Origin of the sequence: Clostridium thermobutyricum (assembly GCF_000371465.1) — a bacterium.
Lineage (GTDB): Bacteria > Bacillota > Clostridia > Clostridiales > Clostridiaceae > Clostridium > Clostridium thermobutyricum.
This window is the reverse complement of record NZ_KB850956.1, coordinates 837,165-859,157: the sequence shown is the minus strand read 5'-3', so window position 1 is coordinate 859,157 and position 21,993 is coordinate 837,165. Positions and strand designations below refer to the sequence as shown.

23 protein-coding genes are annotated in these 21,993 nt (G+C 24.9%); 2 read left to right on the top strand and 21 right to left on the bottom strand.

All coding sequences use genetic code 11. The annotated features are described in order from the left end of the window. From HMPREF1092_RS03835 to HMPREF1092_RS03780, 12 genes are all read right to left on the bottom strand, one after another. Positions 1-2,154: SH3 domain-containing protein (locus HMPREF1092_RS03835; RefSeq protein ID WP_002597293.1), on the bottom strand; the 2,154-nt coding region annotated here is incomplete at its 3' end. 351 nt (positions 2,155-2,505) lie between these two features. After that, positions 2,506-3,021, bottom strand: a complete 516-nt coding sequence (locus HMPREF1092_RS03830; RefSeq protein WP_002597292.1) for a VanZ family protein — start codon at positions 3,019-3,021, stop codon at positions 2,506-2,508. A gap of 106 nt (positions 3,022-3,127) precedes the next feature. Further along, positions 3,128-3,571, bottom strand: a complete 444-nt coding sequence (gene msrB / locus HMPREF1092_RS03825; RefSeq protein ID WP_002597291.1) for a peptide-methionine (R)-S-oxide reductase MsrB — start codon at positions 3,569-3,571, stop codon at positions 3,128-3,130. 220 nt (positions 3,572-3,791) lie between these two features. Continuing rightward, positions 3,792-4,169, bottom strand: a complete 378-nt coding sequence (locus HMPREF1092_RS03820; protein ID WP_002597290.1) for a hypothetical protein — start codon at positions 4,167-4,169, stop codon at positions 3,792-3,794. After that, positions 4,153-4,833, bottom strand: coding sequence for an ABC transporter ATP-binding protein (locus HMPREF1092_RS03815; RefSeq protein WP_002597289.1), 681 nt, complete (start codon positions 4,831-4,833; stop codon positions 4,153-4,155). The genes HMPREF1092_RS03820 and HMPREF1092_RS03815 overlap by 17 nt, the downstream gene beginning before the upstream one ends. Position 4,834: 1 nt before the next feature. Then, positions 4,835-6,079, bottom strand: coding sequence for an ABC transporter permease (locus HMPREF1092_RS03810; protein WP_002597288.1), 1,245 nt, complete (start codon positions 6,077-6,079; stop codon positions 4,835-4,837). A 2-nt stretch (positions 6,080-6,081) separates the two neighbouring features. Continuing rightward, positions 6,082-7,116, bottom strand: a complete 1,035-nt coding sequence (locus tag HMPREF1092_RS03805; RefSeq protein ID WP_002597287.1) for an ABC transporter permease — start codon at positions 7,114-7,116, stop codon at positions 6,082-6,084. A 276-nt stretch (positions 7,117-7,392) separates the two neighbouring features. Then, a complete protein-coding gene (locus tag HMPREF1092_RS03800; protein WP_002597286.1) occupies positions 7,393-7,971 on the bottom strand; it encodes a hypothetical protein in 579 nt (192 codons plus the stop codon). Positions 7,972-8,051: 80 nt separating this feature from the next. Then, positions 8,052-9,011 carry an alpha/beta hydrolase gene (locus HMPREF1092_RS03795; protein ID WP_002597285.1) on the bottom strand — a complete coding sequence of 320 codons (960 nt, stop codon included), beginning with the start codon at positions 9,009-9,011 and terminating at the stop codon, positions 8,052-8,054. A gap of 37 nt (positions 9,012-9,048) precedes the next feature. After that, positions 9,049-9,621, bottom strand: coding sequence for a lytic transglycosylase domain-containing protein (locus HMPREF1092_RS03790; RefSeq protein WP_002597284.1), 573 nt, complete (start codon positions 9,619-9,621; stop codon positions 9,049-9,051). Beyond that, positions 9,618-10,076: an NUDIX hydrolase gene (locus HMPREF1092_RS03785; protein WP_002597283.1), complete on the bottom strand. Its 459-nt coding sequence runs from the start codon at positions 10,074-10,076 to the stop codon at positions 9,618-9,620. The genes HMPREF1092_RS03790 and HMPREF1092_RS03785 overlap by 4 nt, the downstream gene beginning before the upstream one ends. A 147-nt stretch (positions 10,077-10,223) precedes the next feature. Next, complete coding sequence (locus HMPREF1092_RS03780; RefSeq protein ID WP_002597282.1) at positions 10,224-11,330, bottom strand: ribose-phosphate pyrophosphokinase; 1,107 nt, start codon at positions 11,328-11,330, stop codon at positions 10,224-10,226. A gap of 279 nt (positions 11,331-11,609) precedes the next feature. On the opposite strand from HMPREF1092_RS03780, the gene mscL reads away from it, so the two are divergent. Beyond that, positions 11,610-12,017 carry a large-conductance mechanosensitive channel protein MscL gene (gene mscL, locus HMPREF1092_RS03775; RefSeq protein ID WP_002597281.1) on the top strand — a complete coding sequence of 136 codons (408 nt, stop codon included), beginning with the start codon at positions 11,610-11,612 and terminating at the stop codon, positions 12,015-12,017. Between the two features lie 47 nt (positions 12,018-12,064). Here the strand turns inward: mscL and rocF are convergent, their stop codons facing one another. Continuing rightward, complete coding sequence (gene rocF / locus HMPREF1092_RS03770) at positions 12,065-12,976, bottom strand: arginase (protein WP_002597280.1); 912 nt, start codon at positions 12,974-12,976, stop codon at positions 12,065-12,067. A gap of 628 nt (positions 12,977-13,604) precedes the next feature. On the opposite strand from rocF, the gene HMPREF1092_RS03765 reads away from it, so the two are divergent. Beyond that, positions 13,605-14,216, top strand: coding sequence for a class I SAM-dependent methyltransferase (locus tag HMPREF1092_RS03765; protein ID WP_002597279.1), 612 nt, complete (start codon positions 13,605-13,607; stop codon positions 14,214-14,216). 48 nt (positions 14,217-14,264) lie between these two features. Here the strand turns inward: HMPREF1092_RS03765 and HMPREF1092_RS03760 are convergent, their stop codons facing one another. The 8 genes from HMPREF1092_RS03760 to HMPREF1092_RS03725 all read right to left on the bottom strand — a co-directional run bounded on the left by HMPREF1092_RS03760 (position 14,265) and on the right by HMPREF1092_RS03725 (position 21,987). Next, a complete protein-coding gene (locus tag HMPREF1092_RS03760; RefSeq protein ID WP_002597278.1) occupies positions 14,265-15,170 on the bottom strand; it encodes a CAP domain-containing protein in 906 nt (301 codons plus the stop codon). Between the two features lie 185 nt (positions 15,171-15,355). Beyond that, positions 15,356-16,279 carry a transketolase family protein gene (locus tag HMPREF1092_RS03755; protein WP_002597277.1) on the bottom strand — a complete coding sequence of 308 codons (924 nt, stop codon included), beginning with the start codon at positions 16,277-16,279 and terminating at the stop codon, positions 15,356-15,358. A 15-nt stretch (positions 16,280-16,294) separates the two neighbouring features. After that, positions 16,295-17,101 (bottom strand): transketolase, encoded by an 807-nt coding sequence (locus HMPREF1092_RS03750; protein WP_002597276.1) that lies wholly within the window; start codon positions 17,099-17,101, stop codon positions 16,295-16,297. A 57-nt stretch (positions 17,102-17,158) separates the two neighbouring features. After that, the gene (locus HMPREF1092_RS03745) at positions 17,159-18,544 is read right to left on the bottom strand and encodes a PTS ascorbate transporter subunit IIC (RefSeq protein WP_002597275.1); all 1,386 of its coding nucleotides are present in this window, start codon (positions 18,542-18,544) and stop codon (positions 17,159-17,161) included. Positions 18,545-18,614: 70 nt separating this feature from the next. Further along, positions 18,615-18,890 (bottom strand): PTS sugar transporter subunit IIB, encoded by a 276-nt coding sequence (locus HMPREF1092_RS03740; protein WP_002597274.1) that lies wholly within the window; start codon positions 18,888-18,890, stop codon positions 18,615-18,617. A 1-nt stretch (position 18,891) separates the two neighbouring features. Continuing rightward, positions 18,892-19,293 (bottom strand): PTS sugar transporter subunit IIA, encoded by a 402-nt coding sequence (locus tag HMPREF1092_RS03735; protein ID WP_002597273.1) that lies wholly within the window; start codon positions 19,291-19,293, stop codon positions 18,892-18,894. A 15-nt stretch (positions 19,294-19,308) separates the two neighbouring features. After that, the gene (locus HMPREF1092_RS03730) at positions 19,309-21,180 is read right to left on the bottom strand and encodes a BglG family transcription antiterminator (RefSeq protein WP_002597272.1); all 1,872 of its coding nucleotides are present in this window, start codon (positions 21,178-21,180) and stop codon (positions 19,309-19,311) included. A gap of 264 nt (positions 21,181-21,444) precedes the next feature. Beyond that, positions 21,445-21,987 carry a GNAT family N-acetyltransferase gene (locus HMPREF1092_RS03725; RefSeq protein ID WP_002597271.1) on the bottom strand — a complete coding sequence of 181 codons (543 nt, stop codon included), beginning with the start codon at positions 21,985-21,987 and terminating at the stop codon, positions 21,445-21,447. Positions 21,988-21,993: the final 6 nt, after the last annotated feature.

The window sequence follows — 21,993 nt, the reverse complement described above, 5'->3', positions numbered from 1 at the left end:
TGAATTGTTCCAATCTGGTCTGCATGTTATATAAGTAAATGGACCTTCTTTAAAATCTACTACTCCTGTTTTTTCTATTTTCTTTACAGATGTATTTACTCTATCTTTACATATCCATGCTGTTCCATTTCCATAAACTATTTGATACCAGTTTCCACTTTCTCCTACAATTTTTACTTCTGTTCCATTGTATAATTTCCCAACTCCAGAGTTGTTCCAATCTGGTCTGCATGTTATATAAGTAAATGGTCCCTCTTTAAAGTCTACTACTCCTGTTTTTTCTGTAAATTTATTTCTTAACACATAAGTAATATCTATATTTTTATCTTTATTATTATTTTTTATTTCTTTTACAACTTCATTAGAATTATTTAATATTTGAATATTTTTATCTTTTGTTATTCTAAATTTAGAACCATATGGAACTTCTACTCCATTTATAATAGTTTTTACTACATTATATCCTGTTGGTATTTTTGCTTCGTTAGCTGTTAAAACCTTTGAATATTCTCCAGTAAAATCTATATTTTCTTTATTAAATGAATTTTCTACAGTCTTTCCATCATTATAATTAGTTTTATAAGATATGTTTACTTTTATTTCTTTTTCTGGTTCAGGTTTATTTTCATCATTTTTATTTAATGAAGTATCTACTCTGTCTTTACATATCCATGCAGATCCTTCTTTATAATTTATTCTATACCAATTTCCACTTTCTCCAGTTATTGATACCTTTGTTCCATTATATAATTTACCTACTCCAGAGTTATCCCAATCTGGTCTACATGTTATATAAGTAAATGGGCCTCCTTTAAAATCTACAATTCCTGTTCCTATTATAGGATATTGATTTGTTATATGAACACTATTTGGATATTCTGGACCATGTCCTGTAACATATGCTTTCCATACATAAGCATCACGCCCATTATAATTTATCTTATACCAATCTCCACAATCTTCCCATATTTGAACTCTATAACCATAATTCAAAACCCCTAATATTTGTGAACTAGTGCTCATTTCACTTCTTACATTTAATCCATTAACATTTACAGTTCCTATTCCATATGGACTATAATTAGGATCTACATTTTCATTTGAATTTCCACCAGTATTAACTTCTTCTCCTGGTGCAGTATAATAACATGTTGTTGGATCTGTATATTTATTAGAACCTGTATCTCTAACATGAATATTAGATCCATACCAAGTAAATTGATTATCAGCAACCCAAGCATCAGTATGTTCAGCATTAGCCCATCCCATAAAAGTATATACATGAGCGTTGCTAGCAAAACATACATCTCCTGGCTTTAGATTTTTTAAATCATAATGAACAGTCCATCCTAAACTTTGTAAATTTTCTTTAAGTGTCCCACAATATCCTGTAGAAGTTGGTATAGGAACTCCTATAGCTCTTAAAGCAGAAGATAAGAAAAATACACAAGTATTTGACACATCTCCATCATGCAAGTTAATAGCTTCATTTTGAGCTTTCCATCTATTATTTGCACTTAACATATAATTATAAAGTTTTTCATTAGTTTTTGAAGAAAATGATACTGCATTTTTTAATTGATGAATATTATCATTATTATAAGTATTTGATGCATCATATCCAGTAAATTTAACAGCTAAATTATTTATAGCTTCTCTTTTTTGTTCTTCAGTTTTGTTTACTATTTTACCAGTTTTAAGATTTATAGCTATTAATTGAGCTGGTGCTGCTATAGCTTTTTCAGTATCTTTTTTAGTTGTATTAGCTTTTGTACTGTCTTTTATTACCTTTATAGTTTCACTTTCATTAGATTTTTTTACTTGGGATTTATTATTATTTTCTATTTTTTTATTATCTTTTATTTTATTTTCATTTTTATTTTCTATTTTATTTGCTATTTGAGATTCATCATTTTTTGTTTCATTTACACTGCTTTTTTCTTCTTTTTTATTTTGAATAGAATTTTCTTTATTACTACTTTCAATAACAGTATTTGCTTGTCCATTTTCTTTTTGAACTTCATTCACATTTTGTTCTTGTGAATGTTTAACTGTTGTAGTTTCAGCAAATGCAGCTAATGTTGGTGTTGAAATTATTGTAGTAGTTATTAGCATACTAGTTGCTATGATTTTTGCAATTTTCTTTTTTTTCATAGTCGTCTCCCTTATCTTTTGTAATAGAATTAATTAGCCAAAATTTGGTGGATTCATAATTTGATATTAATACTTATATTTTTCCATGTAAAGGTAAAATACATAAACTTTTCATTTTATTAAACTAATTAATTATTCGTTAATTTAATTTTAGTTTTATTTACTTTTATCAAATATAAATCCTATTAAATTTATTGTTATTTTAAATAATATTAAATTTATAAAAAAGACTTTTTCTTTTTGAAAAAGTCTTTTCTTATTAAACTAAAAACTCAATAATTATATATTGCAAATTTTTAAAATTATCAAATATATTTAAATTTATAATTTTTTAGTTTAAATCTATTAAAATTAATTATAAATAGTAAGCGCTAATAATATAAACGTAACTGGTATCATAACTACAGAACTACAAATAGATATGAAAGTTTTAACTTTATCATCTTGTTTTAAAATCTTTTTAATTATTAAATATATAGATATTCCTATAATCCCCCCAAAAGTATTAGTAATTATGTCACTTATGTCACTTGCACCTATTGCTAAGATGTATTGAAATAATTCAAATATTAATGATATTACTGCTATTTTAATTATATTTTTATATATTTTAGACTTTTTAAAAAATATACTAATATAAATTCCTAAAGGAATAAATAAAATCACATTTCCCCAAACATCTAAACTATTATAGTATCCGTTAATAACATCATTAAATGGTATTAAATTAATACTTCTAGCAAAATACCTATCATCACTAAATAAACCTATAGGAGAAACATACTTAAAAAGAATACTTCCCATTAAAAATAAACTATAAAAAGTAAAACTTATTTTAAATAAAGCATTAATTATATTTTTTTTCATCAAAAAACACCTCCGAATTAATAATATCAATATTTTATTAATATAACCTTAGGTATTTCTTAATTTTTTCTTTATTTGTAAATATATAGATATAGATAATTTTATATTATTTAACTAATCCTATATACTCTTCATATCCTTCATCTTTCATTTTCTCTAAAGGAATAAATCTTAACGAAGCTGAATTTATGCAATATCTTAATCCACCTAATTCTAAAGGTCCATCATTAAATACATGTCCTAAGTGACTATCAGAATTTTTAGTTCTAACTTCTATTCTCTCCATTCCATGACTTGAATCTCTTTTTTCTTTAATTACGCTTCTTTCAATTGGCTTAGAAAATGCTGGCCACCCACAACCAGAATTGAATTTATCATTTGATAAAAAAAGTGGTTCTCCTGAAATAATATCTACATATATTCCTTTTTTATACTCATCATTATATTCATTTAAATAAGGCCTTTCTGTATAATTTTCTCTTGTTACTTTATACTGTATATCTGTAAGTTTTTCTTTTAATTCCTTATCTGTAGGTACTTTATATTTCATTTTATTTCCTCCTATAATTTAAAAATTAATATATTTCTATGATTTACATATAATCAATTGAAAATACTAATAATAAAATATTTTTATATCTATTTTTATTAATTATATTTCTTTAATAAATTCTAAGCAAATGTATCACTATACTTAATCTATATTGTAAAATTACTTTATAAAAAATAACTGCTAAAATCTATTTGAAATTTTAGCAGTCATTTTTATTTTATTTGTTTCTTAATATAAAGTTTACTTCAAAATTAACAGGTTCATTAAATGGACATTCAAATTTTATAGTCCATTCTCCTTTATCTCCCTTGAAACTTTTTATAATTTCTTTGTTTGTCTTAATATCTATTACTTTTTCGTTTCCATTTGGGTCTAGTATTATTATTTTTATATCTTTTCTTTTATTAAAATCAGTTTTTATTCTTATTTCTAAATCTTTATAATTATTTTTAACTTCATATACTATTTCTTTTTTACTATTTATTACACCACCTCTAGTATCATTTACAGTTCTATTTTTATATGAAATAACTAATACTACTCCTATAATTATAAGTATAGATATTGTTATCCATAATTTAATTTTTCCTCTCATCTATAATTCTCCCATCCTTCATTACTATTTCCCTATTACACTCTTTTGCTATATTTTTATCATGAGTAACTATTATTACTGTAGCACCATCTTTATTTAAGTCTTTAAGAATTTTCATAATAGATTTTCCATTTTCACTATCTAATGCTCCAGTAGGCTCATCTGCTAATATTATTTCTGGTCTATTAGCTAAAGCTCGTGCAATTGCTACTCTTTGGCATTGTCCTCCTGATAATTCTGTAGACATCTTTTTTCTTTTATCTTTTATCTTAAGCTTTTCTAATAATTCTTCTACTCTTTCTTTTCGCTTACTTTTCTCTACTTTTCCATATAAAAGTGGTAATTCAATATTTTTTTCAACTGAAATTCCATCTATAAGAGCAAAATGCTGTATTATAAAACCAAAATCTTCATTTCTTTTTTTATCCATATCTTTGTCTGAAAATTTAGATACATCTTGTCCATTAATTATATAAGTTCCTTCTGTACTCTTATCTATAAGTCCTAATATATTTAATAATGTTGATTTACCAGAACCTGAAGTTCCTGTTATAGAAACTAACTCCCCTTCTTTTATTTCTAAGGAGATATTTTTTAACGCTGTAATTTTAGAATCATTTTTTCCAAATATTTTAGTTATATTATTTAATTTTAAATTACCCATCTCATTCCCCTTTCAATAAATTATTTATACTTAATCTTTTAAGTTTTATAAAAGGATATATAATAATTAATAATCCACTTATAAATATATAAACAGAAAGCTTAATTAAATAATAAATATTTAAAGTAACAAAACCTAATTTACTTAAAATAAATATACCTGTAATTGAAAACATTCCTGCTAAAACAAATATTATAATAATTTCTAAAATAACAGTCTTTAATATATCAATTTTTGAAGCTCCACTTAAAAGATAAACTCCAAAATCTTTATATTTTAATTTTATAGAGTTCATAATATTAGTTATAATTCCAATTCCACATACTATCATAACAAGTAAAAATATCATCCATATTATAGTTCTTTCTAATTTTATTCCTTCTTTATAATCAGATAATATATCATCTAAACTAGTAATTTTTATTTTTCCAAAATTCTTATTAGCTTCTCTTAGAATTTCACTTTTCTCTTTTTCATTATTTATAGTCACAATAGATTTATATATTTGCATGTATATATCAAAATTATCTGATTTTTCATTAAATTGTTTGTTTTGAAATGGCAATAATACACATTTATATAAGGATTTAATATTATATTCATTTAGAGGTAATCCTACATCATAATAACCTTTTTGTAAAAACCCCTTTACTTTATATATTATTTTTTCACCATAATATCCGAATCCTTCTATTTCTTCTCCAATATTAAATATATTTTTAAAATCATCTCCTAATAAAATTGGATAAATATTATTTTCTATATTAAAATCTTTTTCTTTTAAATTTTCTCCACTACTAGTTTTTATATCAAAATTTTTAATATAACCAAAATCTATATTTATAGCATTTATAGCTCTTGTTTGGATTCCATCAAAGTTAGGTGCATAATTACTTGTATATAAAAATTTTTCATATCCCTCAAACTCCCCTATTAATATATAGCTTTCATTTGAAGACAAGCTTTTAAGATTTTCATTTTTCTTTAAATAATTATGAAACTTATATAATTCTTTATTTTTTAAATTTGATTCTGATAAAATATCATCCATATCTATAAATGGCTCTATAATATACATATTGCCTTTAAAACTATTATTAAACTTTTCTTCTAATTTCTTAGATTCTTCATTTATATATATAAAATTATATAAAAATATAAATGTAAAAATCATTTGTAATACAGTTAAAATTGTAAAAATAATCTTCTTAGTTAAAGAATTAAAAGCGATTTTAAAATTTATCATAATTATTCTCCCTTCATAATAGAACTTATTTGTATTTTGTTACTTTTTATTATTGAAGGAATTGATATTATTATTGCTAATAAATTTATTAATATAAATACTGTTAAAACAGTCATAATATCAAATGATAAATCTAAATTTTTAGGGTATAAATTTAACTTTAAAATAATTATATAAAATAATAATGATAATACACATGCTAAAGAAGCAATTTTAATATATTCTAATATTATTTCTTTTGAAATTCCAAGTTTTGTACTTCCTATAAGTCTCTTTATTCCTATTTCTTTTTTTCTATTCAAAACATAATAGTTAGTTGTATTTATAATATTAAATAATAATGTTAATACTAACAAAGAAAATACTATTATTATATATTTATTATTATATAATACCGATCTTAAAGGACTTTCAACGCCTTGAAAATCTTCTATTTCAACATTAATACTTTTATCTATTTTATATAATCTATCTTTTAATATACTTATATTATGTTCTATATTTTTTCCACCTATAATAATTGATTCTTCGCTTAAAATTGTTTCAGAAAAATTATTTAAATAAAATTTATCATCAAAAGCAGTTTTTCTTTTATTAGATCCCATAACTCCTATAACTTCTAACTCTTTCCCTAATACACTTATATATCTTTTATTATTTTTTTCAGTAGTTAATCTAATCATATTTTTACCAATTACTATTTTGCTTTTATTTTTAAAATCCTCTTTATTAAAAAATCTTCCCTCTAAAATTGGTGGTTCTACTATTTTATCTACATTAAAATAAATATTTTTGCCAACAAAAGCTTCTATAAACATACCATCTTTTTCTATAAATACTTCATTTAGACCTTTTATTATATCTTGTCCATAAATATTTTTTCCATAATTAAGCTTTAAAATTTTATCATTACTATTTCTGAATCTATTATTTTCATTTGTTATTCTTACTCCATTTATTAGTATTTCAGATAAAAAAATCATAAAAAAACATATAATAAAAAATATTATAAAATTAAATATATTTTTTCTTATCATAAATCTCCTCCCCTAAAATCTATATTTATAAGTCAACCGTTATTTAAATATTTTACTTATTTTATATTTCTAGGATATCATAAGATTTTTTAAAACCTTTTAATATTTTCTTATATATTTCTTATCATTTTCTTAATTTAAATTTAGATTTTAAAATAAAAAAAATTAGCTATAAAAACTCATTTTTAACCAATTATTCAACTCCTTTTACCACTGAAATAAATATTTAATTAATTTACAAAAAAAAAGTTAGCTAAATTTAGCTAACCTTTAATATTATCTTCTTTTTATAGTTTGTAAAACATAATTTTTGAATTCATCAAAAGTAAAATCTTCTATAGAAGCACCTTTATTTAATTTTCCTGTTTGGAAATTATATTCTGCAGAACCATAATTAAATGAAGCACTTAAAACTAATAAAGATAATTCATTTAATCTATAATTTACCTTACTTATAATCACTTCTTTTAAGAATAAAATGAAACTTTCTAAATTACCTATTTTATCATCTTTTAATAATGCAAGAGTTGATTTAAAGAAATTAAATCCTCCTAAAAGTGGAATCATCTCTCCATTATGCATATAAAAGACTTTATCTGTTTTTAAGAAATATTTTAATCCTTTAAATTCCATACTTTTAAATTCATTATTTACTTCTAATCCATCTTCTTTAAATCTATTTACTTCACTTAAAAGATTATTCCATTTTGCTTCTTCACTATTATCTATTTCTTTTATTTTTTCTTCATATGCTTTTACTGCTTCTTCGAAATTTTTAAATTCTTTAATCATTTCTCCAGTAACTTCTAATTTAAATGTTTTATTTTCATATATTAAAGCAATTTTACTATTCATAATTATCTCCGTCCTTTAATTAATAATAATTATTATATAATAAAAAAACTTTTAAATCAATATATCAAAAATATTCTTTATTAATCTGTTATATATTTATCTAAAAATGATCTTACGCTTTGCCAATATAACTCTGAATCTGTTGTTCCTGCTTCAGCATGTCCTGCACCTTTTATTGTTACCATAGCTTTTTCACAAGGAGCTGCATCATATAATTCTTGCATCATTTCATAAGGAACAAATTTATCTTCATCTCCATGTATAAATAACATTGGTGTTTTTGATTTTTTTATTTGTTCTATAGCAGATGCTTCTTTTATACGATATCCTGCACGAAGTTTACTTATTCTATCTGCTCCATTCATTATTGGAAAACTTGGTAACTTGTATAATGATTTTAATTGATATTTAAATTCTTCCCAAGCTGAAGTATATCCGCAATCTTCAACTATTGCTTTAACATTTTCTTTTAGCTCTTCACCTGATGCCATCATAACAGTTCCAGCACCCATAGAAACTCCATGTAATACTATTTGAGAATCTTTATCTATTTGAGTTATATAGTCTATCCATGCTAATATATCTAATCTATCTGGCCATCCCATTCCAATATAGCTTCCTTCACTTTTACCATGAGATCTTAAATCTATCATTAAAACATTATATCCCATCTCATAATAACATCTTGCTATTCTTGACATATAAATAGCACTACTCATATATCCATGGACCACAATAGCCCATTTATGACTTTCTTCTTCTCTCATTATTTTATAACTATGAAGCTTTAAATTATCATCTGATAGTATATAAACACTCTTTTTATCTTCCTTAGATTTAAACCATTCTAAATCTTCTTTTAATAAAAGTCCACTTGTTTCATCTATACTTAATCCTTCTTCTTGTGGACCAAATACTTTATCTTTATTTGCTTTTGTACTAAGAGCTAATTTAAAAAAATAATTACTTCCTGCAACTATAGCTGCTCCTCCTAAAATTGCTCCTGATCCAACTAATTTTGCTATATTCTTTTTTTTCATATTTAACACTCCTTTCTTATCTTCATTAACCAGAAATTTAATTCCCATAAAGTCTTTTATACATATCTTCATTTTTAATTACTTTATTTACATATTCTCTTGTTTCAGAAAAAGGAATATAATTTAAATGTATTCCATCTTTTGAATATTCGCTATTATTTAGCCAACTTTGTACATTTCCTGCACCTGCATTATATGCTGCAATTACTAACTTAGGATCATTATTAAACTCATTTACTAATTTTGATAAATAATATGTACCAAACTCTATATTAATTTGAGGATTATATAGCATATCTGGCTGAAAATTTTGAATTCCTAATTTTTCTGCTATATCTTGTCCTGTTTGATTAGTTATTTGCATTAATCCTTTAGCTCCTACATTTGATAAAGCATTTGGATTTAAATTACTTTCAGTTTTTATTATACCTCTTACAAACATTGGATCTAAATCATATTTTTCACTATATTCAACCACATATGAATTATATTTTTCTGGATAAGTCATATAAAGATATTTTATATATAATTTTTCTCCAACTTTTCTTAACAATATTACTGCTATAATTATTAATACTACAATCACTATAAGCCTTTTTAATTTTTTCATCTATTTTCTAACTCCATATAGTCTTTTATAAATCTTTTATGACTAACGACCATATACTCAGGTAATTCATTCAGACTAAAAAACTTTAGTTCACTTCCTTCAATGTTATCAACTTGTAAAGTTCCCTTATACTTTTTAGTATAATAAACAGCATTAACAAGATAAAATTTATGATTATTTGGTAAATGCATATATAATTCTTTACCAGAATAAACATTCATAAGTTTTAACTCCTTAACTTCTAATCCCGTTTCCTCAAAAACCTCTCTTGCTCCAGTCTCTTCCATAGATTCTCCCATTTCCATAAGTCCTCCTGGAAGCCCCCAATTCTTTTTAGGATAAGTTCTTCTTTGAAGTAATATTTTATTTTTTTCATTAAAAATAAGAACTGATACTCCATTTAATATAATAGGATTATCTTTTACATATCCTCTTATATACTCTACATAATTCATATCTCACCCCCATATTTTTATCTATATTATAATTATATTGAACTTTTCTATTTAATGCTATCATATTTTAGTAAATTTTTATTATATAAAAAAATAAAGCTATAAAATATCAATTTTATAGCTTTACTTATATTTAAATAATACCTATTAGTGTTCGTATTTATCTACATTTCTTATTAAACTTTGAATTATTTCTGTTGCATCCATAAATTTAGCAATAGATTTTCCTTCGTTTAATCTTTTTATTATTCTAGCTAAGAATTCTGACATGTCTACTGCTCTAAACCATTCAGCTTCTCTTAAATTTTGAGGTACATAAGTTAAGTTTGTACAATAAACTCTCTTAATTGTTCCTTCTTTATAATATTTATTAAACTTATCTAATCCTTCATTAAATAATCCAAAAGTTGTTGCAACATATACATTTCTTACATCTCTTGCTTTTAACTCTTTAGCTATATCAAGAACTGATTCTCCAGATGCTATCATATCATCAACTATTAAAACATCTTTCCCTTTTACATCTCTACCCATGTATTCATGTTCTACAATAGGATTTTTTCCATTTACAACTACAGTATGGTCTCTTCTCTTATAGAAAAGTCCTACATCTACTCCTAATACACTTGAATAGTAAATAGCTCTATCCATAGCTCCAGTATCTGGACTTATAACAAGTAATTTTTCTTTATCAAGTTCTAAATCTTTTTCTATAGTTAAAAGATTTTTTACTATGTCATATGTTGGATATATATTTTCAAATGAAAGTAGTGGAACTGCATTTTGAACATTAGGATCATGTACGTCAAATGTTAAAATTTCATCTACTCCTAAACTTTCTAATTCTTGTAGTGCTAAAGCACAGTCAAGTGATTCTCTTCCTTTACGTCTATGTTGTCTTGATTCATATAAAAGAGGCATAATCACAGTTATTCTAGCTGCTTTCCCTTTTATAGCTGAAATTGTTCTTTTTATATCTTGAAAATGTTCATCTGGTCCTTTATGATTTTCAAAACCAAACATTTTATATGTGCAACTATAATTTCCAATATCACATAATATATATATATCTTTTCCTCTTACAGTTTCAGAAATTTTTACTTTTCCTTCTCCATTAGAAAATCTAATTTGATTAGTTTCTACTAGAAATGATTCCTTTCTATTCTTTTTTTCTTGAATAAATTTATCAACAGCATTACCAAGTTCAGTACAACTATCTAATACTATTAATCCAAGATCGTGAGTTAGTTCCATAATTAATCTTCTCCTTTTAGGCATTACAAATTTATTGCTTTTCTGCTTCTAGTATATATTAAAAAAAGAGAGTTAGAAATAGTTTTCCGACAAAATTTTTTCTTTTAATATATACTATTGTTTTTTACAACACTATTTATATCAAATATAGTATACACTATTTTCTTTTTATATTAAATATTTAATTAACATAAATTTTTTTAGTTTACATATAGATTCTTTTTTATTATATTATAATAAGCATAAATTAATACTAATAAATAAAAAGGAGATAAACAAATGAAAAAATTTATTGAAGATTTTAAGGCTTTCGCTTTAAAAGGAAACATTATAGATTTAGCCGTAGCAGTTGTTGTTGGTGGTGCTTTTAATACTATTGTTAAATCTCTTGTTAATGATATTATAATGCCTATAATAGGAGTACTTACTGGTGGAATAAACTTCACGCAATTTCATATAGTACTTGTACATGCAGTTGGAAAAAAACCAGCAGTTACTCTTAATATTGGAATGTTTATACAAAATGTAATAAACTTCTTAATAATAGCTTTATCTATATTTGTAGTTATAAAGTTATTCTCTAAACTTCAAAGAAAAAAAGAAAAAGAAGAAGAGGAAGTTGAAGAAAAAATAGAAGAAAATACTGAACTTCTTAGAGAAATTAGAGATTTATTGAAAGATAAATAATAAAAAAACCTTACTTTATAGTAAGGTTTTTTTATTAATTATTTATATTAATGTAACTTTGCAATTGACTTAGCTATAGTATCTGTTAATTCTAAGCAGTGAGCTAATGTAATTCCTTTTTCTAATCTTGGATTAAATTCAACTAAATCCATACTTTTAACTAGTCCACTTCCTATGATTTCTTTTATTACATATTGAGCTTCTTCCATGTTAAATCCACCTGGAACTCTTGTACCAGTTCCTTCTATAAATTCTGGATCAATTCCATCTATATCATAACTTAAATGAATATTTTTTATTCCTTTTGCTTTTATTTTTTCTAAAACTTCTTTAACTGTCTTTTGTACACCAATTTCTCTAACTTTTTTCATATCATATACATCTATATTGTTATCAGCTATTATTTTTACTTCACCTTCATCAATATCTCTTGCAGCTATTATGTGTACATTTTCTGGTCTAACTTTAATTCCATCAAAGTAAACATGACTTAATTTATCATCAATTCCAATTCCACCAGCTATAGGCATTCCATGTACATTACCACTTGGTGATGTTTGTATAGTATTTATATCTGCATGAGCATCAAACCATATTAATGCAAAATCATCTAAATCTCCACAAGCTTTGCTTGCTCCAGCAACACTTCCTAATCCTAAAGAGTGGTCTCCTCCTATAGTTAATGGGAAACTTCCTTCTGAAATTGAAGAATCAACTTTTTTAGCTAATTTTTCTGATGCATCTAAAACATATGATAAGAATTTAGCATGTTTATCATCTTTATATTTTTCACTTTGACTAGCAAAGACCATATCAATGTCTCCTAAATCAACAACTTCATTACCTGGTTTATGTAATAGACCTATTGTACCACTTTCTCTCATAACACTTGGTCCTTGGTCTACTCCTGGATTATCACATCCATAAAATATTGGCATTCCGATTACGTTAATTTTCATAATATACATCTCCTCATCTATTCTTTTAGATAGCATATATAAAAATTCATCTATAAAATAGGTAAATTTTTATATATATTAGATTTTAAGTTAGATATCTAATAAAACTTCCAAAGTTAATATAGACTCTTTTTGTCTCATAATCAAAATAAAAAATTTAAAAAAATCCTAATTTAACCAATATTTATTTATCATAATAAATACTTCAAAATACTTTCAATTACCAATATAAATTTTATTTAGTTAAGTTCTAAGCATTTTATCATCAATATACACTTTAATTTAACATTTTATAAATTAAAATAAGTAAATTTAAAAATATTTTATACAGTAATTATAAATTTTTATTCAATTTCATTTTTTAATATTAAGTTTTTTCTGAATATTTTTGTATATTTAATTGAAATTATGTATCAATATTAATCTAAGACTTATTTATCTAATTTTTTTTAATTTAATATTAGTGTGTTTTTGTTAACTTTATAAACTTTTTAGAAACATTATTTTCTATTTTTTTATTTATCTATTATCCATTTTTTTCTTTTAATAGATTTATCTTTCATTTAAATTGACTTATCAATAATAAAATATTATTATCTCTATATATTTAAACAAAGGATGGATAATTATGGACGAACAATATTATGAAAACTTATTTAATATAAAAACTAGCGGAAAGCAAGACTTAAATGAAACCTCTATCCATTACAATAGATATGAGCCTACAGATTACTCTTCTCTAGAGAAATTTTTCTCTGAATATTCATTAAAAGAAACTGATTCTATTATAGATTTTGGTTCAGGGAAAGGTAGATTGAATTTTTTTATAAATAATAAGTTTAATGCTAAAGTAACTGGTATTGAAATGAATACATTTTTTTATAATGAAGCTTTAAAAAATAAGTCTTCATACATAGAATGTTCAAAAAAAGATGAAAATAAAATTTCTTTTATAAATTGTTTAGCAGAAGAATATTCTATTAAAGATGAGGATAATATTTTTTATTTTTTCAATCCTTTTTCTCTTCAAATATTTATGAAAGTTCTTGAAAATATTCTTATATCATTTTGCAAATGTTCAAGACAAATAGATATTATACTTTTTTATCCTTCTACAGATTATATATTTTTCTTAGAAAACTCTACATTATTTAATCTTGTTTTAGAGTTAAAATTAGATAATTTTAAAAATAATCCTAATGAAAGATTTCTTGTTTATAGACTATCTCCATTTAAATAAAAAGAAAAAGCAATTAGAGAATACTCTCCAATTGCTTTTTTCTTTTAATTATCTTAAAAACTCCTGTGTAGCGTAATATTTATTTCCTATCTTATAAACTCCAACACCTATTGAAGTAAAGTTAGTTGATAAAATATTAGCTCTATGACCTGGTGAATTCATCCAATTAGTCATAAAAGTGTTTGCTAAAACATTTTCTGCATAACCATCTAAATATGCTATGTTTTCTCCCCATGCACTATATGAAACTCCTGATGCTTTTATGTAATCTGATTCTAATTTACCTTTTAAATCTTCATGAGAAAAATAATTATTTACTCCCATGTCCTTTGATTTATCTCTAGCAAATTTTTGCATTGTATAATTATATTTTAATGGGCTAACCCCAACTTTTTTTCTCTCTTCATTTACTTTTTGGAATATTAATTGTTCTACATTCTCTAAAGAGCTATTAGTAGAAACTTCCTGTTTAGGAGCAGTTTTAGGCTCTTCTTTAGTATTTGTAGTATTTTTTACTTGCTCTCTTTTAGGAGCGCTTGTCCCACATGTTACATTTGCATTTGTATTATTTGATTTTACTTCACTTTTATTATTATCTACATTATTTGAAGATTTAACTTCATTTTCTTTTTTTACTGAATTTGAATTTTGTACTTTAGTATCTTTTTGAATTTCATTTCCATTCTGAACTAAATTTTCAGCTTTAACTTCGTTTCCATTTTGAATATTACTTGAATTTTGAATCTCATTTGAATTTTGAACTTCATTTTCTTTTGGAGCTTCTACTCCTTTTTCTTCTTTACCTTGTTCTGTACTCTTTTCTTTTACATCATTACTAGCCAATTCTTCTTTAACTACTTGTGGCTTGTACATAGTAACTCCTTTAAAAACACCATACATAGCCATAATGGCCAGGGCAGTTATTGTAATTCCTATGATTTTTTTCTTAAACATTTCTTTTCCCCCTTAAATTTAATACTTTTCCAGTATACAGTCATATTTGTTAAATACAAAATTTTTTTCATAGTTTTTTCCATAATTATTACTGGGAAAAATTGAATTTATTTGGGTTGATTGGATATATTATCTCATAAGGCAAAAAATAGTGGACTAGCCACTAAAACTAATCCACTAAATTTTTATAATAATTCTTTTACTTTTTCTATTATATTTGAAACTGTAAGTCCATGTTTTTCTAGTAATTCATCTGGATTACCTGATTCTCCAAAAACATCTTTAACACCAATTTTTTTAACTTTAATAGGATTATTATCACAAACAACACTTGAAACTCTATCTCCTAATCCTCCAATTATTGAATGTTCTTCAACTGTTACTATTCCTTTTGTTTCTTTTGCTGCTTTTATTATTATTTCTTCATCTATTGGTTTTATAGTTGATATATTTATAACTCTAGCATTTATATTTTCTTCTTTTAATTCTTTTGCAGCTATTAAAGCTTTATGAACCATAATACCTGTAGCTATTATAGTTACATCATTTCCTTTAACTAGCTCAGAACCTTTTCCTATTTTAAAATTATAATCCTCAGTATAAATATCATCTAAAGGAATTCTTCCTAATCTTATATATACAGGTGATTTTATTTTTGCTGCTTCTCTTATGCATTTACAAGCTTCTATATCATCTGCTGGAGATAAAACTATCATATTAGGTAATGATGACATTATTGCTATATCTTCAATAGCTTGATGTGACCCCCCATCTGGGCCAACTGTTATTCCTGCATGAGTTGCTGCTATTTTAACATTCATATTAGGGTAACAAACAGAATTTCTTATAATTTCAAAAGCTCTTCCTGCCGCAAAAACTGCAAAAGTTGTTGCAAATGGAATTTTTCCTCCTGCTGCAAGTCCTGCTGCCATTCCAATCATATTTTGTTCTGCTATTCCTACATTTATAAATCTTTCCGGAAATTCTTTACCAAATATTTCTGTTTTTGTCGCTTTTGAAAGGTCAGCTTCTAATACTACTATATCTTTATTTTCATGTCCTAATTCTTTTAACGTATTTCCATATGATTCTCTAGTTGCTCTTTTCATTTTAAATCCTCCCTACTATTTGCTTAACTCTGCTATTGCTATATCTTTTTCTTTTTCTGAAGGTGCAACACCATGCCAAGCTACATTATCTTCCATAAATGAAACACCTTTTCCTTTAATTGTTTCTGCTATTATTACAGTAGGTTTATTTTCATGTAATTTATTAAAAGCATCATTTATTGAATCAAAATTATGCCCATCACATTTTACAACATTCCACCCAAAACTATTCCATTTTTCTTCTAAAGGATCTATTTCCATTATTTCTTTTGTTCTTCCATCAAGCTGAATTCTATTTCTATCTATTATAGCTACAAAATTATTTAATTTAAATTTTGCTCCTGCCATAGCTGTTTCCCAAACTATTCCTTCTTGAATTTCTCCATCTCCTAAAATAACATATACATTTCCAGATAAACTATCCATCTTTTTACTTAAAGCTAATCCACATCCATTTGAAAATCCTTGTCCTAATGATCCTGTTGATACTTCTACTCCAGGACATTTTTCAGCACAAGGATGCCCTTGAAGAAAAGACCCTGTCTTTCTTAAACTCATTAAATCTTCTTTAGGAAAGAAATCTTTTTTAGCTAAAGCTACATATTGAGCTGGCGCTGCATGCCCTTTACTTAAAATAAATATATCTCTATTTTTATCTTTTATATTTTCTACGCTTATATTCATTTTTTCAAAGTAAAGATACGTTACTATATCTATAACTGATAAAGAACCTCCTGGGTGTCCTGAGCCTGCATTATATATACAATTTATTATGTCTTTTCTTAAATCTCTTGATATAATTTCTAATTCTTTTTTATTCATAAACTCTTTCCTCCATTTATAAAGAAATTGAGGAATATTTCATCCTCAATTTTTTAACTAAGCTATTTCTACTTCTTCTTTTTTACTTTCTACTGCAACTTCTTTTTTCTTAGTTACATAAGTTAAAGCTACCATTACTCCAACTATTCCTATAAGAACTGCTGTTAATCCATATCCACCTATGAAACTTTGGATTTTTCCTAAAACTATACCTACTACTCCAAAGTCTGCATCTGAAAAAGTTGAATTTGCAAAACCTAAATTTCCTAATACAGGTAATAATGCTACTGGTAAGAAAGAGATTATAATTCCATTTACAAATGAACCTATTATTGCTCCTCTTCTTCCTCCTGTTGCATTTCCAAATACAGCTGCTGTTGCTCCAGTAAAGAAATGTGGTACAACTCCTGGAATTATTACCACTAATCCCATAGCTCCTAAAGCTATCATTGAAGCTACTCCACCTAAGAATGAACTAATAAATCCTATTAAAACTGCATTTTGTGCATATGGGAATACTACTGGACAATCTAAAGCTGGTTTTGAATTTGGAACAAGCTTACTTGATATTCCTTTAAATGCTGGAACTATTTCATTTAATACGAGTCTTACCCCATTTTGTATTAAAATAAATCCAGCTGCGAAAGTTAAAGCTTGTATCATAGCATAAACTATAAAATTCTTTCCATCTGATAATTCTGATTCAACAAATGATGGACCTGCTGCTACTGCAACTCCAATATATAAAATTAACATTGTAATTGAAATTGATACTACTGAATCTCTTAAGAAACTTAATGATTTTGGGACTTTCATTTCTTCAGTTGATTTTGAACCTTTTCCTACTGCTTTACCAATTATTCCTGCTACTGCATAACCAGCACCTGAAAAATGTCCAAGCCCTACTGAATCATTTCCAGTAATTTTTTTCATAAAAGGTTGTAATATTGCTGGTGATAAAATCATTATTAGTCCTAATGCAAGTGAACCTGTAAAGATTAAATGTAAACCAGTCATTCCTGATGCTCCTAATATAACTGCTATCATACATGCCATAAATAATGTGTGATGTCCTGTTAAAAAAATAAATTTATACTTAGTAATTCTCGCAATTAAAATATTAGCTAACATACCAAATGTCATAATTAATGCTGTATTAGTTCCAAACTTATCCATAGCCATTGCAACTACAGCTTCATTATTTGGAATAACTCCAGATATATTAAATCCTTTTTCAAACATAACTCCAAAAGGCTCAAGTGAACCTACTATTACTCCAGCAGCTGCTGAAATAACAACAAATCCAACCATTGCTTTTAATGTCCCTTTTATTACTACATCTGCACTTTTCTTTTGTAGTAATAACCCCACTAATACCATAATTCCAATTAATACTGATGGTTCTGATAGGAAATCTACAAAAACTTTTAAAATTCCTCCCATTTTTAAGTCCCCCTTACTTTATAATATTTTTTTTGCTATGTAGAGAGTGTTCTCTACATAGCTTTTATAATTAAAGTCCTAATTTTTCTGATATTTTTCTTTTTAATTCATCTCTATCTAATAATGAATCTAAAACTATTAATTCTGGTAAATGACTAGCGCTATCTGCTAAATCTAATCCTGTTACAAAAATATCTGCATCTGAAGCTGTTACATCAGCTAAAGAAGTATGACTTGCTTCATATTGATCTTCTACTCCTAATTCTCTTAAAACCTCTGTAATATTCATTTCTACCATAAAGCTTGACCCAAGTCCTGATCCACATACTGCCATTATTCTTTTCATTTTAAAATACCTCCATAATTTCCTTTTCATTATTTGAATTTATAATTTTATTTAATTTATCTTTATTCATACACACTTCAGCTATTTGTCTAAGAAGTCCTAAATGTGATTCATTATCTTTAGCTGAAAGAGTGAAAAATACACTAATTTGTTTACCTAAAAAATCTACTGGATTGTTTAACTTAACAACTGATACTCCAGTTTCTATAGAACCATCCTCTGGTCTAGCATGCGGCATTGCCACTCCATCTGCAATGCAGAAATACGGTCCAAATTCATCTATTTTACTCATTATCGCATTATAATATTTTTCTTCTATAATGCCTTCTTCCTTTAGCATATTACATGAAATTTTGATTCCCTCACCATAGTCCTCTACTTTATCAATTATTTTTACTAACATACTCTTTTCCCCTTATTAAGTTATTTTTCTTAGTTCTTCATAAGATTTAAGATTTTTGAATTTTTCTATATTATCATTTTTTGTAATTATATTAATTAAATTTACTAAATTCATATTTTGATTTTTATTTGCAATTAACACTATAGCTTTTACTTGAACTTTATTTTTAAATCCAAATTCTATTTTTTCTTTTAATGTTAAAATTGACATTGAATTTTCATTTACATTTTCAGGTAGTGCATGTACAAAAGCTATTTCTGGTATAAACACCATGTAATTTCCTAATTCTTCAATAACATTTATAATGTCCCTTACATATTGTTCTTTTATCCTATTAGTTTTTATTAAAGGTTTAGCTGCTTCTTTTATTGCATCTTCCCAAAATTCTATATCTTTATCAAAGATTGCGTATTCTTCTTTTATAAGCTTTGTTATTCCTTCACTTTCAGTTTTTTTTACTTTATCTAATAAATACTTACAATTTTTTTCGTATCTTTTATTATAAATTTCAGCTTTTATTTTTTCTGCATCACTATATTCCAGTAAAGGATTAACTTTTATAGTTTTATAGTTTTTAATTGCTAATGGAACTGTAGTTACAATAAAATCTACTTCTTCATTTTTTAATTTTTTTTCTACATCACTTACTCTACATATTCCTAATATATTTGCTTCTGGAATCATAGCATTTAATCTTGTTTTTAAAAGACTTGATGTTGCTAGCCCTCCATTACAAACTACTAAAATATTGTACGTAAAATTGCTTTTTACATTTCTTTCAAATATGGCATCAAAATACATTGCCATATATGCAATTTCAGATTCAGGAAACTTTACTCCCAATAACTTTTCCTTTGAATCTAAAATTTGTTTTGTTATTTCAAATATAAAAGACATTTTATATTTTATTTCTTCAAGCATTTGATTTTCAGTAGTTAAATTATTTTTTATTCGATGTATAGCTGATTTTAAATGAATTCCTATTTGGCTTTTAAATTCTAAGTCTTTATTGAAATCTATATTTAAGACATTACACATTTCTTTTAATATTTCTTCAGTAACTTTATCTTCTTTTCCACCTTTAGTCTTTCTAAGTCCATCAGATATAGTTACTAAATAACCTATTTCAGAAATATCTAAATTTAAAAATTCTTTTAGTACATCAAATTCTCTTCTATTTTCATTAGAATTTTTTATAATTTTAAATCCATTTTTAACTCTACAGCTTGAAAGTAAAATTGCTATTTCAAATTCTTCAATAGATTCTTCACTATATTTAGTTCCTAAAAGTTTTTCTAATTCAACTATTTTATATTGAATATTTAAATGACTTAAGTTGCTTTCTAATTTTAATCTTTCTTTTATTTCATTTTTAAGATTTTCTTCTAAGCCTAAATAGATTTTAATAAAAGTATTTCTTATGTTTTCTTCTTCTGATTCTAAAGATATTCCATAATATACTTTTTTAGATAAGTTTACTTTATAATTTTTCAACTTTTTCTCTACATCTTTTAAATCATTTACTAAAGTATTTTTACTTACCCCAATTTCATTTGAAAGTTTTTCAATAGTTAATTTTCCTTTCAATATTAAAATCAATATAATCATGTCCACTCTGTTATTGTAGGAATAAATATCAACTTCACTTTTTTTAATTAACTCTTCTAAAAATAATCCTTTCTTTAAAATTAGCTTTATTCCTAATCTAGGTTTCTTTTCAAGATTTCCATTTGAATTTCTTAAAAATTTCTCTAAACTATCTAAATCATTTCTAATAGTTCTAGGACTACATTTGAATTGCTCTGAAATTTTATTTATTGTTATATATTCATCTTTACTGCCTAAAAATTTTAAAATATCACTTTGTCTTTTGCTAAGTGTAATCAAGTTAATTCCTCCTTGCTACCTTATGATTTAATTGTATTCGATTTCATAAAAATGAACTATACCAATTTATTTCATATAATGTGGCAACATTCATATTAAATACATTTTTTTCATCTTTTATTAATATTTCTAGTCTTATTTTACCATATTTTCTCGTTTTTTTTAATATTACTAGAAAATAAACCTAAACACTTTTATAGAATAACTTTATTTCTAATCATAATTAAAGAGACTTAGAAATTCTAAGTCTCTTTAATAAACATATTAAAATTTTAAATTTATCCAATACCTCTGAGTAATTTTATCTCCATTTTTAATTTCATTTTCTAAAATTCCATTATTATACAATATAATTTTTGCTGAAGGAATCTTTTCTTTATTGCAAGTTAATAAAACTTTCTCTATGTTTAATTCTTTACATTTTTCTAAAGACAATTTTAACATTTCAGTTGCATAACCTTTTCTTCTTTCAGTTTTTCTTACGCTGTATCCAATGTGCCCACCAAAATTTAAAAGATAATCATTTAATTTATGACGTATATCTATCATTCCAACTAATCTTTTATCATCTTCTCTAATTACTAAATAAGTTGTAGCTGGAACTAATCCTTTATCTACTGTTTCTTCTTTTAAATTACGTTTTAATTTTTCTAACCATTCATCTATATTTTCATAGCTTATTAAGTTAGAAGTTCCATCCATACTATCATTATTTAAAATAAACTCTTCTTTATAACTTATAATTTGATTTTTATATTCTTCACTTGGAAAAACTAATTTTAACTTACTTATTACTTTTCCCCTCATTCCTTA

Excerpts from the sequence above, each read along its gene's own strand:
- HMPREF1092_RS03830 (WP_002597292.1), bottom strand. The coding sequence starts at position 3,021 with ATGAAAAAAAATATAATTAATGCTTTATTTAAAATAAGTTTTACTTTT.
- msrB (WP_002597291.1), bottom strand. The coding sequence starts at position 3,571 with ATGAAATATAAAGTACCTACAGATAAGGAATTAAAAGAAAAACTTACA.
- HMPREF1092_RS03820 (WP_002597290.1), bottom strand. The coding sequence starts at position 4,169 with ATGAGAGGAAAAATTAAATTATGGATAACAATATCTATACTTATAATT.
- HMPREF1092_RS03815 (WP_002597289.1), bottom strand. The coding sequence starts at position 4,833 with ATGGGTAATTTAAAATTAAATAATATAACTAAAATATTTGGAAAAAAT.
- HMPREF1092_RS03810 (WP_002597288.1), bottom strand. The coding sequence starts at position 6,079 with ATGATAAATTTTAAAATCGCTTTTAATTCTTTAACTAAGAAGATTATT.
- HMPREF1092_RS03805 (WP_002597287.1), bottom strand. The coding sequence starts at position 7,116 with ATGATAAGAAAAAATATATTTAATTTTATAATATTTTTTATTATATGT.
- HMPREF1092_RS03800 (WP_002597286.1), bottom strand. The coding sequence starts at position 7,971 with ATGAATAGTAAAATTGCTTTAATATATGAAAATAAAACATTTAAATTA.
- HMPREF1092_RS03795 (WP_002597285.1), bottom strand. The coding sequence starts at position 9,011 with ATGAAAAAAAAGAATATAGCAAAATTAGTTGGATCAGGAGCAATTTTA.
- HMPREF1092_RS03790 (WP_002597284.1), bottom strand. The coding sequence starts at position 9,621 with ATGAAAAAATTAAAAAGGCTTATAGTGATTGTAGTATTAATAATTATA.
- HMPREF1092_RS03785 (WP_002597283.1), bottom strand. The coding sequence starts at position 10,076 with ATGAATTATGTAGAGTATATAAGAGGATATGTAAAAGATAATCCTATT.
- HMPREF1092_RS03780 (WP_002597282.1), bottom strand. The coding sequence starts at position 11,330 with ATGGAACTAACTCACGATCTTGGATTAATAGTATTAGATAGTTGTACT.
- mscL (WP_002597281.1), top strand. The coding sequence starts at position 11,610 with ATGAAAAAATTTATTGAAGATTTTAAGGCTTTCGCTTTAAAAGGAAAC.
- rocF (WP_002597280.1), bottom strand. The coding sequence starts at position 12,976 with ATGAAAATTAACGTAATCGGAATGCCAATATTTTATGGATGTGATAAT.
- HMPREF1092_RS03765 (WP_002597279.1), top strand. The coding sequence starts at position 13,605 with ATGGACGAACAATATTATGAAAACTTATTTAATATAAAAACTAGCGGA.
- HMPREF1092_RS03760 (WP_002597278.1), bottom strand. The coding sequence starts at position 15,170 with ATGTTTAAGAAAAAAATCATAGGAATTACAATAACTGCCCTGGCCATT.
- HMPREF1092_RS03755 (WP_002597277.1), bottom strand. The coding sequence starts at position 16,279 with ATGAAAAGAGCAACTAGAGAATCATATGGAAATACGTTAAAAGAATTA.
- HMPREF1092_RS03750 (WP_002597276.1), bottom strand. The coding sequence starts at position 17,101 with ATGAATAAAAAAGAATTAGAAATTATATCAAGAGATTTAAGAAAAGAC.
- HMPREF1092_RS03745 (WP_002597275.1), bottom strand. The coding sequence starts at position 18,544 with ATGGGAGGAATTTTAAAAGTTTTTGTAGATTTCCTATCAGAACCATCA.
- HMPREF1092_RS03740 (WP_002597274.1), bottom strand. The coding sequence starts at position 18,890 with ATGAAAAGAATAATGGCAGTATGTGGATCAGGACTTGGGTCAAGCTTT.
- HMPREF1092_RS03735 (WP_002597273.1), bottom strand. The coding sequence starts at position 19,293 with ATGTTAGTAAAAATAATTGATAAAGTAGAGGACTATGGTGAGGGAATC.
- HMPREF1092_RS03725 (WP_002597271.1), bottom strand. The coding sequence starts at position 21,987 with ATGAGGGGAAAAGTAATAAGTAAGTTAAAATTAGTTTTTCCAAGTGAA.